The sequence below is a fragment of the Agrobacterium bohemicum genome (genome assembly GCF_002896715.1).
Classification (GTDB): domain Bacteria; phylum Pseudomonadota; class Alphaproteobacteria; order Rhizobiales; family Rhizobiaceae; genus Agrobacterium; species Agrobacterium bohemicum.
The window spans coordinates 16,124-30,295 of the sequence record NZ_PGEL01000023.1 but is presented as its reverse complement, the minus strand read 5'-3'; the positions used below and the strand labels follow the sequence as shown (position 1 = coordinate 30,295).

General features: G+C 58.1%; 15 protein-coding genes. 10 read left to right on the top strand and 5 right to left on the bottom strand.

All coding sequences use genetic code 11. The annotated features are described in order from the left end of the window. Positions 1–5 precede the first annotated feature (5 nt). The 4 genes from pyrF to dnaN all read right to left on the bottom strand — a co-directional run bounded on the left by pyrF (position 6) and on the right by dnaN (position 3,205). The gene (gene pyrF, locus CUC55_RS09190) at positions 6–698 is read right to left on the bottom strand and encodes an orotidine-5'-phosphate decarboxylase (protein WP_067649160.1); all 693 of its coding nucleotides are present in this window, start codon (positions 696–698) and stop codon (positions 6–8) included. Continuing rightward, entirely contained in the window at positions 695–1,285 is a 591-nt protein-coding gene (locus CUC55_RS09185) for a histidine phosphatase family protein (RefSeq protein ID WP_103087647.1), read from the bottom strand. Before CUC55_RS09185 ends, pyrF begins: the two co-directional genes overlap by 4 nt. 15 nt (positions 1,286–1,300) lie before the next feature. Continuing rightward, positions 1,301–1,894, bottom strand: coding sequence for a phospholipid N-methyltransferase PmtA (gene pmtA, locus CUC55_RS09180; protein ID WP_067649154.1), 594 nt, complete (start codon positions 1,892–1,894; stop codon positions 1,301–1,303). A 192-nt stretch (positions 1,895–2,086) separates the two neighbouring features. Next, positions 2,087–3,205, bottom strand: a complete 1,119-nt coding sequence (gene dnaN / locus CUC55_RS09175; RefSeq protein WP_067649151.1) for a DNA polymerase III subunit beta — start codon at positions 3,203–3,205, stop codon at positions 2,087–2,089. 272 nt (positions 3,206–3,477) lie between these two features. Between dnaN and rsmI the strand changes: the two genes are divergently transcribed. From rsmI to gshB, 9 genes are all read left to right on the top strand, one after another. Further along, entirely contained in the window at positions 3,478–4,401 is a 924-nt protein-coding gene (gene rsmI / locus CUC55_RS09170; protein ID WP_067649802.1) for a 16S rRNA (cytidine(1402)-2'-O)-methyltransferase, read from the top strand. Beyond that, the gene (locus CUC55_RS09165) at positions 4,391–4,753 is read left to right on the top strand and encodes a YraN family protein (protein ID WP_103087646.1); all 363 of its coding nucleotides are present in this window, start codon (positions 4,391–4,393) and stop codon (positions 4,751–4,753) included. The genes rsmI and CUC55_RS09165 overlap by 11 nt, the downstream gene beginning before the upstream one ends. Before the next feature lie 11 nt (positions 4,754–4,764). Then, complete coding sequence (locus CUC55_RS09160; protein ID WP_067649145.1) at positions 4,765–5,337, top strand: sugar O-acetyltransferase; 573 nt, start codon at positions 4,765–4,767, stop codon at positions 5,335–5,337. Between the two features lie 128 nt (positions 5,338–5,465). Next, a complete protein-coding gene (locus CUC55_RS09155) occupies positions 5,466–6,764 on the top strand; it encodes an extracellular solute-binding protein (protein WP_103087645.1) in 1,299 nt (432 codons plus the stop codon). 304 nt (positions 6,765–7,068) lie between these two features. Then, complete coding sequence (locus tag CUC55_RS09150) at positions 7,069–8,040, top strand: ABC transporter permease subunit (RefSeq protein WP_210200673.1); 972 nt, start codon at positions 7,069–7,071, stop codon at positions 8,038–8,040. 12 nt (positions 8,041–8,052) lie between these two features. Continuing rightward, positions 8,053–8,895 carry an ABC transporter permease subunit gene (locus CUC55_RS09145; protein WP_103087644.1) on the top strand — a complete coding sequence of 281 codons (843 nt, stop codon included), beginning with the start codon at positions 8,053–8,055 and terminating at the stop codon, positions 8,893–8,895. Positions 8,896–8,906: 11 nt separating this feature from the next. Continuing rightward, positions 8,907–10,010, top strand: coding sequence for a sn-glycerol-3-phosphate import ATP-binding protein UgpC (locus tag CUC55_RS09140; protein WP_103087643.1), 1,104 nt, complete (start codon positions 8,907–8,909; stop codon positions 10,008–10,010). Positions 10,011–10,112: 102 nt separating this feature from the next. After that, positions 10,113–10,619 (top strand): cupin domain-containing protein, encoded by a 507-nt coding sequence (locus CUC55_RS09135; protein ID WP_103087642.1) that lies wholly within the window; start codon positions 10,113–10,115, stop codon positions 10,617–10,619. Positions 10,620–10,722: 103 nt separating this feature from the next. Continuing rightward, complete coding sequence (gshB, locus tag CUC55_RS09130; protein WP_103087641.1) at positions 10,723–11,679, top strand: glutathione synthase; 957 nt, start codon at positions 10,723–10,725, stop codon at positions 11,677–11,679. 251 nt (positions 11,680–11,930) lie between these two features. On the opposite strand, the gene CUC55_RS09120 is transcribed toward gshB, so the two are convergent. Continuing rightward, a complete protein-coding gene (locus CUC55_RS09120) occupies positions 11,931–13,514 on the bottom strand; it encodes a peptide chain release factor 3 (RefSeq protein ID WP_103087640.1) in 1,584 nt (527 codons plus the stop codon). A gap of 90 nt (positions 13,515–13,604) precedes the next feature. Here CUC55_RS09120 and dut point away from each other — a divergent pair, with 90 nt between their 5' ends. Then, a complete protein-coding gene (dut, locus tag CUC55_RS09115; protein WP_067649121.1) occupies positions 13,605–14,075 on the top strand; it encodes a dUTP diphosphatase in 471 nt (156 codons plus the stop codon). Positions 14,076–14,172: the final 97 nt, after the last annotated feature.

The window sequence follows — 14,172 nt, the reverse complement described above, 5'->3', positions numbered from 1 at the left end:
NCCTTTCAGATTGCTTTTGTCATTTCATCCAGAATAGCGCGTGCCGCAGCCCTCGGATCGGCGGCTTTCACGATAGGGCGGCCAACGACAAGGTGGCTGGAACCGGCTTTGATCGCATCGAACGGCGTGACAACCCGCTTCTGGTCGCCTGCATCGCCACCAATAGGGCGAATTCCGGGGGTTACCACCGCCATGTCGGCTCCAACGATCTCACGCACGCCAGCAGATTCTTCCGCCGAGCAGACGATGCCGCCCATGCCAGCATCCCGCGCTTGGGCTGCCCGTTTCAACACCAGCGAACGGGCGTCACCTTGATATCCTCCCTCGATCAAATCGGCATCATCCATTGACGTCAGCACGGTCACGCCGAGCAGCGTCAGCCCAGAGCCTTCCGCTGCCTTCACCGCTGCCCGCATGGCTTTGGGGTAGGCGTGCAGCGTCAGCATCGACATGCCCATTTTGGCAATGTTTTCCACGCCTGAGGCCACAGTGTTGTCGATATCGAGAAGCTTCATGTCGAGAAAGATTTTCTTGCCGCTTTGCGCCAGTTCCCTGGCGAATTCCAGCCCGCCCGCAAAGGCCAGCTGGTGGCCGATCTTGTAGAAAAGGACATCGTCGCCCAATGCGCTGACGATGCTCTCGGCTTCAGCCACGGTTGGAAGGTCAAGCCCGACGATCAGGCGCTCGCGTGCGGTCATAGTGTCATCCCCTGCCACGTTTCCATTGCCGTCCAGTCGCATGTGATGCGCCGGTCTGCAAGGGTAAAACAGAAGAGATTTCCACCGCCCGGTGGCTGGTCGGCGCTTCGGGTAATCTCGCTGCCTGCGAGGTGGCATTTCAGCAATGTGCCAACCCCGCCATGGCCGATAAAGGCAATCGGCTGTGTCGGATCATGGCTGGCGAGGATGGCGTCTATGGCGGTTACGATGCGGGCCTGCGCATCGACTGCTGTTTCCCAGCCCTTATAGCTGGCATGCGGATGAGCGAAAAACCAGTCCGCCGCCCGTTCGAACTGATCGGGTGGCAGAAATCCCGTGGCGCTGCGGTCGTTTTCGTGCAGATCGTCAGCGGTCTCATAGGCGACACCGCTCGCCGCTGCCAGAATCTGGGCGGTATCGGTGGCCTTTTTCTCGGTGCTGGAAACGATACGCCGGAGGGNTTTGGCGAAGGGCAGGGCGCTCGCTCGCCGCGTCCTTGCCTGTCCAATGTCGGACAAACCCCACTCCGGGACCGGGACATTCGCCTCGATCCTGACCTGCGGGTGGGTGATGTAAAGTGCGTACATGACACCGACGCTAACTCAAGCGCGGGTGTAGGTCCACAGCTGTGCCGGTGGAATGTTGCGCACGACGAAGTCGTAATGGCGGATGTGGTAGAGATGCGGCTGCGCGACGATGGGCGATACCGGACCATAGGAAATCTGGATCACCGGACGTCCATGCGGCACCCGCTTCAACAACTCGTCCAGCAGATTGATGCGGTCTGCCATCGGGAAGTTCAGCATGGGCACAGCCGAAATCACGCAGTCGAACATCTGGTCTTTCTGCGCAGCCAGTGTCGTATCAAGATCGAAAGCATCGCCATTGATGAAGTTGACGCCGGGATAGTTGCGCAGAAGCTGCTGATAGAAATCGGTGGAATATTCGATCGCCGTCACGTTTTCAGGCTTCACGCCACGCGCCAATATCGCCTTGGTGATGCAGCCGGTTCCAGGCCCGAGCTCCAGAACGGGGAGACCGGATTGCGGCGTGATGACGCTTGCCATGCGGCGGGCGGTCACGCCTGAGGTCGGAACTATCGCGCCAACCTTTTTCGGCTGGTTCACCATGCCCTTGAAGAAACGAATTTCTTCTTCGAATTTTCTGCCGAAGCGCTGTTTCAGGCTCAGTCCCATCCGGTCCCCCTCTGTGTTCCGTCAAAACAACATTTGGTGAAACTGTGGCAATATGTTGTTTCGGTCTGTCGTAAAGAAAATGAAAAATGTCGCAATAGGAAANTCTTAACAAACTGTGACGAATGCGCAAACAAAAACGCCGGTGATGGTGTCACCGGCGTTTTGTTGCGCTTTATCTAAAATGAGAGAGTTCTAAACGCGCATCGGCATCAGCACGTAAAGCGCGTCGTCACCTGCCGTATCACGCACCAACGTTGGCGAACCGGCATCGGCCAGCAGGAAAATCGCGTCTTCGCCGGACAGCTGCGCGGTAATGTCCAGCAGGTATTTGGCATTGAAGCCTATCTCCATGCTGTCGTGCTCGTAGCCCACGGCCACTTCTTCCGTGGCGCTGCCCGAATCGGGGTTGTTGACGGTCAGCGTCAATTGCCCTTCGGTGATCGCCAGCTTCACGGCGCGGCCACGCTCGGATGAAATGGTCGAAACGCGATCCACGGCCTTGGCGAAGGACTGGCAATCGACGCGCATTTCCTTGTCGTTGCCGGTCGGGATCACGCGCTGGTAATCCGGGAACGTGCCGTCGATCAGCTTGGAGGTCAGAACGATATCGCCGATGGCAATGCGGATCTTGGCATCGGAAACCTCGACGGTCACTTCCAGCTCGGGATTGTCGACCAGCTTCTGCAACTCGCCAACCGTCTTGCGTGGAATGATGATGCCGGGCATGCCTTCCGAACCGGAAGGTGCATTTACATCGGCGCGCGCCAGACGGTGGCCGTCGGTCGCGACAGCGCGCAGCTTCAGGTCATTGCCGCTTTCAATCGTGTGGAAGAAAATGCCGTTCAGATAATAACGGGTCTCTTCGGTCGAAATCGCAAACTGCGTACGGTCGATCAGCATCTTCAAATCCGCTGCCTTCAGCTTGAAGACATGGCTGAACGTGCCGGCCGTCAGGTCCGGAAAGTCGGTTTCCGGCAGGCACTGCAACGAAAACTTCGAGCGACCGGACGCAACCGTCATGGTCGAACCATCAGGGTTGGTGGCCAGCAGCACCTCGGAACCGTCAGGCAGCTTGCGCACGATTTCATAGAGCAGATGCGCAGGCACGGTCGTCGAGCCAGCCTGTTCCACCATCGCCGGTGTCGCCTCGGTGATCTCGAGATCGAGGTCGGTCGCCTTCATGTCGAGCTTCGCGTCGGATGCGCGCAAGAGCACGTTGGACAGGATAGGGATCGTGTTGCGCCGTTCCACCACGCGGTGAACGTGGTTCAGCGATTTCAGAAGGTTCGACCGCTCGAGGGTAATACGCATGAAGACTTCCGCTTTCAACCGATGCGATCCTGGATAGGCCGGATCGCCAAGATAGTGTCTCCGGCATTTTGGCCGGATAATGTGGACCGGCAAAATGGCAGAGTTATCGAGGAAAAGGCAAGGGGCCAGACCGCGTCATTCCTCAATTTTCCACGCTATACATTTCCTTACATGGCTTGAGCGCCAACAACTGCCCTTGTTCGAAGCCCCCGTCTTGCCCATAAAGACATGGAATGAGACATGACGGGAATGATGCAGTGACAGATGAAGCGTTGAGCGAACAGTCTACAACGGATGCCGACGGCACAGGGCGCGGTTTCAAGATTGGCGGCTTCACGGTTCCTGCGCGCCCTATCGATGCCGCTCTTTATCTCGTCGCCACACCCATCGGCAATCTGGGTGACATTACAGTACGGGCATTGGAAACGCTGGCCTCGGCCGATGTGCTGGCCTGCGAGGACACTCGCGTCACCCGCATTCTGCTGGACCGTTACGGCATCCGCAACCGCCCCTATTCTTACCACGAACACAATGCCGAAGAGGCAGGTCCCAAACTCATCGCAGCTCTGGATGCCGGAAAATCCGTGGCTCTGGTGTCCGATGCCGGAACGCCTCTCGTCTCCGATCCCGGCTATCGCCTGGGCCAGATGGCGCTGGACGCAGGCCACCGCGTCGTACCGATCCCCGGGGCGTCTGCACCTCTGGCAGCACTCGTCGGTTCGGGCATGCCCAGCGATGCCTTCATGTTCGCAGGCTTTCTGCCGGTCAAAGACAAGGGCAAGCGCGACCGTTTCTCGGAACTGTCGAAAATCCCGGCAACCATGATGTTCTTTGAATCCCCCCACCGCATCTGCGCCACCATCAAGGTCGCCTCGGAAGTGCTGGGGCCGAACCGCCGCGCCGTCGTATGCCGTGAACTGACCAAGACCTTCGAGGAATTCCGCCGTGGCACGCTGGGCGAGCTCACGGAATTCTATAACGAAGACCGCATCGTCAAGGGCGAGATCGTTCTGCTGATAGAGCCGCCTTCCTACGACGAAATTCCCGATATGGAAGACGTGGAAAAGCTGTTGAAAGACCTCGTCTCCACAATGCCCGCCGCAAAGGCCGCCGCAGAAGCCGCCAAACTCACCGGCCTGCCGCGCAAGGAGCTCTACCAGCGTATTCTCGACCTCAAGGACAACGATGGCGCGTGAGGCGAACAGCAAACGCCGTGCCGAACGGCGTGGCCATATCGCCGAATATTGGGCAGCGCTCTATCTGCTGTTGAAGGGCTACCGCATTCTGGCCCTTCGTTATCGCACCAGAGTGGGCGAGATCGACATCATCGCCCGCAAGAAGGACGTGATCGCCTTCATCGAGGTCAAGGCGCGGGCGTCGGAGACCGGCGCTGTGGATGCCGTCGGTTACGCTTCGCAAANCCGCATTCGCGCTGCCGCAGACCTGTGGCTGTCCCGTCGCAAGGATGCCGGTACCTTGTCCCTACGCTTTGATATCGTCGCGGTCCTGCCGCGACGCCTGCCGAAACATTTTGTCGACGCCTTTTGAAAGGGTAGCCTATGCGCAGCGAGCGGGAAAAAATGGCCGCCGGGGAATGGTATTGCTGCCTTGATGAACAGCTCGATGCCCTTCGCGCCACAGCAAGGCTCGCGGTACATCAGCACGCCACCATGGCACCGGATGCCCGCGGCGCAATGGCACCGCTTCTGCGAACCCTTTTCGGATCGGTCGCACAGGGCGCTTTCATCGAAGCGCCGTTCCATTGCAGCTACGGTTTCAATATCTCTCTGGGCAAAAACGTCTACCTCAACGCAGGATGCGTCATCCTGGATTCCGCTCCGGTCAAAATCGGGGAGGGCGCAATGCTGGGGCCTGGCGTGCAAATTTACTGCGCCGATCATCACAGGGATGTAGAGAAACGCTCCAAGGGTATCGAGATCGCGAAACCCGTCACGATCGGCAACAATGCCTGGATTGGCGGCGGCGCAATCATATTGCCCGGCATCACCATCGGCGAAGGCGCGATTGTCGGCGCAGGCTCCGTCGTCACGAAAGACGTGGCACCCGGTCAGACTGTCGTCGGAAATCCGGCGCGAAAGATCATCCCCAAAGATGCCGATACTCTCATTTGATGTATCCTCTTCATCGGCATACGTGACCAGGTTGCGCCGTAATAAATCTGCCATAAAACTGTAAAANCCCCGTCATGGAAGGGGCCTATTCGCATCCTCAGCCAACAAGGGCGGTAGAGGACGAAACTATGATCAAGAAATTTTCCATGGCCGCGATGGCCATCACGTTTTCGGCGACGTCGTCCATGGCGGCGACGAACATCACCTGGTGGCACGGCATGGGTGGCCGCAACGGCGAAGTCATCAATGAAGTGTCCCAGAAGTTCAACGCCGCCCAGAGCGCGTGCGCGCTAACGCCGGTTTCCAAGGGTTCTTACGAAGAAGCCCTGGCCAGCGGCATCGCTGCCTTCCGCTCCGGTGAACAGCCAAACATCCTCCAGGTCTTCGATGCCGGTGCCGCCACCATCATCAATGCCAAGGGCGCCGTTATCCCTGCTGAAGACATCATCACCAAGGCTGGCTACAAGTTTGACCGCGAAGCCTTCATTCCCGGCGTGCGCAGCTTCTTTGCCGCCGCTGATGGCAAGTTCGTCGGCATGCCATTCAACTCTTCCGCGCCTATCATGTATTTCAACACGGAAGCCCTGAAAAAGGCTGGCGTTGAAGCACCAAAGACCTGGGAAGAGTTTGAAGCAGCGGCACCGAAGCTGAAGGAAGCCGGTTTCATCCCGCTCGTTCAGACGCAGCTGACTTGGGAATTCACCGAGAACTTCTTCTCGCGCAACAATCTCCAGTTCGCGACCAACAACAATGGTTACGACAGCACTGTCGATACCAAGCTGAAGGTGACCGACCCGAACCTCGTCATGATGTTCGAAANGCTGAAGGCATGGAAAGATCAGGGCTACTTCGCTTATTACGGCGCTGGCTGGAACGATAACCAGAAGCCATTCGAAGAAAACAAGGTTGCACTCTGGATCGGTTCTTCCGGTTCCTTCGGTGGCCTGCAGAAGACGGCACAGATGCCGTTCTCGGCAACCTTCCTTCCTTACTGGGGCTCCATCAAGGGCGCTGGCACCAACTCCTTCATCGGTGGGGCTGCCCTGTTTGCCATGTCCGGTAAGTCTGAAGCTGAAANCAAGTGCGTTGCAGACTTCTTCCAGTTCCTGACATCGCCTGAAATCCAGAAGTTCTACCACCAGGCAACCGGCTACGTTGCCATCACGCAGGCAGCTTACGAGCTGGCCAAGAAGGAAGGCTACTACGAAAAGCAGCCCGTTGCCGAAGTCGGCATCAAGCAGCTTTCTCTTCCAGGTGGCGAATGGTCCAAGGGCTATCGCCTCGGCTTCTACCCACAGATCCGCACCATCATGGAACGTGAATATGGCCGCATCTTCTCCGGCGAAGTCTCCGTCAAGGATGCCTTCGACATCATCGAGAAGGAAGGCAACGATCTTCTGGCCCGCTTTGCCAAGACCGCTGGCTGATAACTGAAANCGAGCGGACCTTCCCTCTTGATGAGAGAAGGTCCGTAGACTGTCTGCGATAGTTTACGAAGCGCATCTTCTTCCCGTCATCCCGGACTTGATCCGGGATCCAGTGCGATCAAGTCCTTGATCGCGAAAGACTCTTCTGCACCGCAGACGCGGCGCTGCTGGATTCCGGCTCAAGGCCGGAATGACGGAGAGTGGAGAACTGCGTTCGGCATCAATGATGCAGCCCTAGCCTGTCATAATCCCGGCGTCCCTTCACCCTCGAAGAGAAGTCCACAACACATAAAGGTTTGCGCGCGTGGCCTATACGTCTTCACAACCGCGTCCCGTGCGGTTCTTGTCCGGCTTCATGACCAAGGCAAAAANGCCTGCGGTAAANGCTGAAGCGGCGAAACGGGTGCAGTTTTCGTCATCCGCGCTGCCCTATCTGTTGATCGCGCCGCAGTTGCTCGTCATTTTCGTGTTTTTCTATTGGCCCTCGGTGCAGGCGGTCCAGTCCTCATTCTATATCGAAGACCCGTTCGGCTTCGGCTCCACCTTCGTCGGTCTCGCCAATTATTCCGATGCGCTGTTCAGCACCGAATATCTCAACATCGCCAAGTTCACGGTGGTTTTCACCGTGCTGGTCACCGTCTTCTCGCTGGCGCTCGGCCTGCTGCTCGCGGTCAAGGCAGATGCGATCATTCGCGGCAGTGCCACCTACAAGACGCTGCTGATTTCGGTCTATGCCATCGCCCCGCCGGTTGCGGGCCTCATTGGCATGATGTTCTTCGATCAGCACATCGGCCCCTTCGTGAAGATGGCCGCGATGCTTGGCTGGCACATGCAGGTAGGCGTCAATTATTTCGACACCGCCTTTGCCATGATCTTCGTGTCGNTCTGGAAGCAAATCCCGTATAATTTCATCTTCTTCCTGTCGGGCCTGCAAAGCGTGCCGGTGTCCGTGCGCGAAGCCGCCTTCATCGATTGCCGCTCTGGCTTTCGCCGGTTCTGGACGGTCATCATGCCGTTGCTCGCGCCCACAGCCTTCTTCCTGCTCATCATCAACATCACCTACGCGCTGTTCGATACCTTCGCCGTCATTGACGTGATGGTGAAGGACAAGGCTGCCAACAACCCCATCACCCTTGTCTACAAGGTCTTTCTGGATGGCTTCCGTGGCAACGATATCGGTGGCTCATCCGCACAATCCGTCATTCTCATGATCGTGGTCTTCGTGCTGACCGTGCTGCAATTCCGCTTCCTCGAAAAACGCATCCATTACGGTTGAGGGATATCAGACATGTACAAGACAAAGCCCCTCGACCATCTCATTCTCATGATCGGTTCGCTGTTTCTGATCATGCCGGTCATCGTGTCCTTCATGACGTCGACCCATACCGCCACCGAAATCCATATGAATGGTCTTGCCATTACGCCCGGCAATAACTTCATCGCGACCTACGAGAAGGTACTGACCCAGAAGGGCGGTTTCACGGGCCAGATCACCGGTTTCAACATGTTCGTCAATTCGATGATCCTCGGCGTCGGCTTTGCAGTCGGCAAGATCGTGTTGTCGATGCTGGCGGCCTACGCCATCGTCTATTTCCGCTTCCGTTTCGCCACGTTCGCCTTCTGGATCATCTTCACGACACTGCTTCTGCCGCTCGAAGTGCGCATCATGCCGTCCTACGAAGTCATGAGCAAACTGGGCCTTTTGAACTCCTATACTGGCTTGATCGTGCCGCTTCTGGCGTCGGCCACCGGCACGTTCTATTTCCGGCAGTTCTTCAAATCCGTACCAGATGAAATACTGGAAGCCGCCCGCATCGATGGGNCGGGACCGGTCAAGTTCTTCATCGACATCCTGCTGCCGCTGTCGCGCACCATGGTGGCCGCCATCTTCATCATCATGTTCGTCTACGGCTGGAACCAGTATCTCTGGCCNATGCTGATGACCAATGATGAGAGCTTCTTCACGCTCATGCGCGGCATCAAATCGATCCTGCAAGTGTGGGTCGGCTCGCAAATCCCCGATTATAACGAAGCTTTCGCGCTTGCCGTTCTGGCCATGCTGCCACCTGTGTTGATCGTCGTGATCTTCCAGAGCTGGTTCATCAAGGGCCTCACCGAGAGCGACAAATAAAGGACACCACAATGGCCGAGATCGAAATCACGCAGGTCTGCAAGGATTACTCCAACGGCATGCGCGCCGTGCACGATGTGGATATCTCCATCAAGGATGGTGAATTCATCGTGCTCGTCGGCCCGTCGGGCTGCGGCAAGTCCACGCTTTNGCGCATGGTCGCGGGNCTGGAGGAAATTTCCGATGGCACCGTCAGCATCGGCAACCGCGTCGTCAACAACGTGGAACCCGCCGACCGCGACATTGCCATGGTGTTCCAGAACTACGCGCTCTACCCGCATATGTCGGTGCGCCAGAACCTGGAATACGGCCTGAAAANCCGCAAGACGCCAAAGGCCGAAATCGATGCGCGCGTAGCGGAAGCCGCCCGCATGCTGGAACTTCAGCCCTATCTCGATCGCAAACCCCGTGCTCTCTCCGGCGGCCAGCGCCAGCGTGTGGCCATGGGTCGTGCCATCGTGCGCAAGCCCGCCGCCTTTCTCTTCGATGAGCCGCTGTCCAATCTGGATGCGAAGCTGCGCGTCTCCATGCGCGGTGAAATCAAGCGCCTGCAACGCCGCCTCGGCACCACCTCCATCTACGTGACGCATGACCAGCTCGAAGCCATGACGCTGGCGGATCGCTTGGTGGTGCTCAACGCCGGTCGCATTGAACAGATCGGCGCGCCGCTGGAGGTCTACCACAAGCCCGCCTCTACCTTCGTCGCCAGCTTCATCGGCTCGCCCGCCATGAATCTTTTATCCGGCGAGCTGCATGGCGATAGCCTTGCCATCGGTCCGACGGTCCTGTCGCTCAACGGTTATGCGCCCACCTCCGGTCTGGTGACGGTTGGTATGCGTGCCGAAGACTTGCGCTTTGTTCATGGGACAGCGCCGGGCATGCCGTTCCGCGTCGAATATATCGAGGAACTTGGCTCGCAGCGCCTCATTCACGGCATGCTGGGCGAACAGGCACTGACCGTTGCCTGCGCATCTGAGACGGATATTCCGCAGGAACTGTCGCTGTCCATCGCATCGGAAAAGCTGCATTTCTTCGACAAGGAAAGCGGAAAGCGCATAGAGGGCGCTGCCGCCGCCATCCAGCAGCCAGCGCAACAGCTGGCAGCGGCTCACTAAGTCTGTTGAAAATACACTTCCATTAAATATGATTCAATTTATGGAAGAGCATTCTTACGCCAATCGTGTTATTGCGTTCCCGTTGCAAAGTGGGGACGCAATATGGTTTNACATGTCGTAATCGCAAGTGTGGCGGCACTGGCCGGACGCTCCGTGCCGTCGATGGCGCTGCCGAAAANGCGTGAGAGGGCCGCGCCTGTCGTCTCTGCCGCGTCCAGCGCCATGCAGATGCAACCGGCCCCCATCAATCCGGACTGGATCATCGCAGGCGAACCCGTTGCCCGCATGGCCGACCATTCCAAAAGCGCAGACCGCGCTGCCTACACCGCGCTGTGGGATTGCACGGCTGGCACCTTCCGCTGGTTTTNCGCCTGGGACGAGACCGTCCACATTCTCGAAGGCGAAGTTCATGTCACGGCGGAGGATGGCTCCGTTCACATGTTGCGCACGGGCGATGTCGCCTATTTCAAGGCTGGCACCTGGGCCACATGGCGGGTGGACACTTACGTGCGCAAAGTTGCTTTCCTGCGTCGCCCGTTCCCTGCGCCCATCGCCTTTGCCTACCGCTTGAAGAACAAGCTGTTGCCCGCCAAAACGCCGACACTCTAGGCGCCGATAACGTCAATAAAACTCATAGATACGCCACCGCGTAGCAGTTGCCTTTGAAGCTTGCCTGCCCTACACATTTCGGGCTTTCAAANGGAAATTGCGCATGGCCAAAATCAAGAACGTCGCGATCCAGATGGATCATGTCTCCGGCATCAACATTGCGGGCGATAGCACCTTCGCGATCAGCCTTGAGGCGCAAGCCCGCGGTTACCGCCTGTTCCATTACACACCGGATCGCCTGTCGATGCGCGATGGTAAAATCTACGCAACCGTCGAGCAGATGCAACTGCGCGATATCAAAGGCGACCACTTCTCCCTGTCGGAACCGGAACGTGTTGACCTCTCGACGATGGATGTCATCCATCTGCGCCAGGACCCGCCCTTCGACATGGCCTACATCACCTCCACCCATCTGCTCGAGCGCATTCACCCCAAGACGCTCGTGGTGAATGATCCGGCATGGGTGCGCAATTCACCCGAAAAGATTTTCGTCACCGAATTCGCCGATCTGATGCCGACAACCCTCATCACAAAGGACGTGGCCGAAATTTCCCGCTTCCGCGAAGAGATGGGCGACATCATCCTCAAGCCGCTTTACGGCAATGGTGGCGCTGGCGTCTTCCACTCCACCCGCGATGACCGCAACTTCTCCTCGCTTCTGGAAATGTTCGGCCAGATGTTCCGCGAACCCTATATCGCCCAGCAGTATCTGCCCGACGTTCGCAAGGGCGACAAACGCATCCTTTTGGTGGATGGAGAGCCGGTCGGTGCCATCAACCGCGTGCCTGCGGAAAACGATGCCCGCTCCAACATGCATGCCGGTGGCCGCCCTGAACCGACGGAACTGACAAGCCGCGAAAAAGAGATTTGCGAGCGCATCGGCCCGGCCCTGCGCGAACGCGGCTTCCTCTTCGTGGGCATCGATATCATCGGCGATTACATGACGGAAATCAACGTCACGTCCCNAACCGGCATCCGTGAAGTCAAGAAATTCGGCGGCGCCGATGTTGCCAGCCTGTTGTGGGATGCCATCGAGCGCAAACGCGACGCGCAGGGTTAAGTCGAAAACCAACAACGTGTGAAANTGCGCGGCAGCGGGTGGGGCTTACCCCCNTCTGCCCTGCCGGACATCTCCCCNTCAAGGAGGGAGATCGGCTAGAGACATGCTCCCCACTCTATCCGCAGCCTTCGAGATGGCCGGGTGGCATCCGCGAGTCGATCTCCCCACCTGAGGGGNAGATGCCCGGCAGGGCAGAGGGGGGTAAGCCCCACCCACTGCTGCTTACTATAGGCGTACCGCTTGTCCCAACATCACGCCGCCTTTGCGACGTGATACTCCTTGATCGCAGCCATCTTGATCGCTGGATACCGTTCCGACTCGTAGCGCAGCGAAAACGCATCCTGCGCCAGAAACACCGGGTCGCCGTCCAGATCGCGGGCAATATCGCCGCGTTTGATGGTCAGAAACTTCTCCATGTCGGCAGATTGCTCGGCCGAAATCCAGCGGCAGATGGAAAAGCGCGACATTTCAAACGAAACCGGCAGGCCGTATTCGCCCATCAGCCGTTCCTTCAGCACGTCCAGCTGCAAGGCACCGACGACGCCGACGATGGCGGGTGAACCGTCTTCCGGTGAAAACAGCTGCACGACACCCTCTTCGGCCATCTGGTGCAGCGCTTCCTTCAGCTTCTTCGCCTTCATCGCATCTTCCAGCCGCACGCGGCGCAGAATTTCCGGGGAGAAGTTTGGCACACCCTGAAACACAAGGTTCTCGCCCTCGGTCAGCGTGTCGCCAATGCGCAGCGTGCCGTGGTTGGGAATGCCCACCACATCACCCGCAAAAGCCGTATCGGCAATGTGGCGCTGTGAGGCAAAGAAGAATTGCGGTGCCGTCAGGCCCATCTGCTTGCCCGTGCGCGCCAGCCGCGCCTTCATGCCACGCTCCAGCTTGCCGGAGCAGATGCGGGCAAAAGCGATGCGGTCGCGGTGGTTCGGGTCCATATTGGCCTGAATCTTGAAGACGAAAGCCGTCATCTTGTCTTCGTCGGCATGTACGGTGCGCGTATCGGCAACCTGATCTCGCGGTGGCGGCGCGATATCGCCCAACGCATTGATCAGGTCTCGAACGCCGAAGTTACGCAGTGCCGAACCGAAGAATACGGGCGTCAAATGGCCTTCCAGGAAGGCCTCGCGGTCAAACGGGCGGCAGGCTTCCAGCGCCAGTTGCGTTTCCTCGATAAAGGCTGCCCTCTCATTTNCCGGCAACCGGTTGGCCACATCCTGCGGGCCATTCACCTGCGTTGCCTCGACTTCCTTGTCGGAACCGCGCACCTTGTTGCTGGTCAGATAATAAGAGCCGCAGAAGCTCTTGGAGCGACCGATCGGCCATGTAATCGGTGCCGTGTCCAGCGCCAGCTTCTCCTCGATCTCATCGAGAATCTCGAAAATGTCGCGGCTTTCGCGGTCCATCTTGTTGACGAAGGTGATGATCGGAATGTCGCGCATGCGGCAGACTTCGAACAGTTTTAGCGTCCGTGGCTCGATACCCTTGGCGGCATCGATGACCATGATGGCCGCATCCACCGCCGTCAGCGTGCGGTAAGTATCGTCCGCAAAGTCTTCGTGGCCCGGCGTATCGAGAATATTGAAGACCTTGTCGTCATACTCGAACGTCATCACCGAGGTCACGACCGAAATGCCGCGTTCGCGCTCGATCTTCATCCAGTCGGAGCGCGTCTGGATGCGATCCTTCTTCGCCTTCACCTCACCGGCCAGCTGAATGGCACCACCGAACAGCAACAGCTTTTCGGTCAGCGTCGTCTTACCGGCGTCCGGGTGCGCGATGATAGCGAAGGTGCGGCGGCGGGAAACCGCCTCTGCGAGTGTTTCGGGCATCAAACAAATCCTGTGGAATTGCGCGGTATCTAGCGTTTCGGGGCCGCTTTTGCAATTGACCTTGGCACCCACGCGGCAAACTAATGCCGCATGACCCTAAAAAACGAAAATCGCCCCGCCCTTAATCTCCTTCGTCTGGCGCATGCAGACGGCATAGAACTGCCATCTTACGAAACCGTCGGTGCCGCTGGCATGGACCTGCGCGCCGCAGTAGCCAAGGACGCGCCAATGGTTCTGACATCAGGCGCAAGAGCACTGGTGCCCACCGGCTTCATCTTCGAGGTCCCCGACGGCTACGAGGCGCAAATCCGCCCGCGCTCCGGCCTGGCCATCAAGAACGGCATTACCTGTCTCAATACTCCCGGCACAGTGGATAGCGATTATCGCGGAGAGGTCAAAGTCATTCTCGCCAATCTGGGCCAGGAGGATTTCGTCATCGAGCGCGGCATGCGCATCGCCCAGATGGTTATTGCGCCCGTTACACAGGTAGAGGTTTTCGAGGTTAGCGAGACGTCCAATACCGAGCGCGGCACCGGCGGCTTCGGCTCAACCGGTGTCTGACGTCTCACAACNGCGCAAAANTTACTGCCCGGTATAAGTGAAATTGTTCACTTCTTGTTCTTGTTTTATCATTTGCGTTGTGCAAGGTTGCATGGGC

Coding starts and splice junctions, on each gene's coding strand:
- dnaN (WP_067649151.1), bottom strand. CDS start 3,205: ATGCGTATTACCCTCGAGCGGTCGAACCTTCTGAAATCGCTGAACCAC.
- pmtA (WP_067649154.1), bottom strand. CDS start 1,894: ATGGGACTGAGCCTGAAACAGCGCTTCGGCAGAAAATTCGAAGAAGAA.
- pyrF (WP_067649160.1), bottom strand. CDS start 698: ATGACCGCACGCGAGCGCCTGATCGTCGGGCTTGACCTTCCAACCGTG.
- CUC55_RS09160 (WP_067649145.1), top strand. CDS start 4,765: ATGCGCAGCGAGCGGGAAAAAATGGCCGCCGGGGAATGGTATTGCTGC.
- dut (WP_067649121.1), top strand. CDS start 13,605: ATGACCCTAAAAAACGAAAATCGCCCCGCCCTTAATCTCCTTCGTCTG.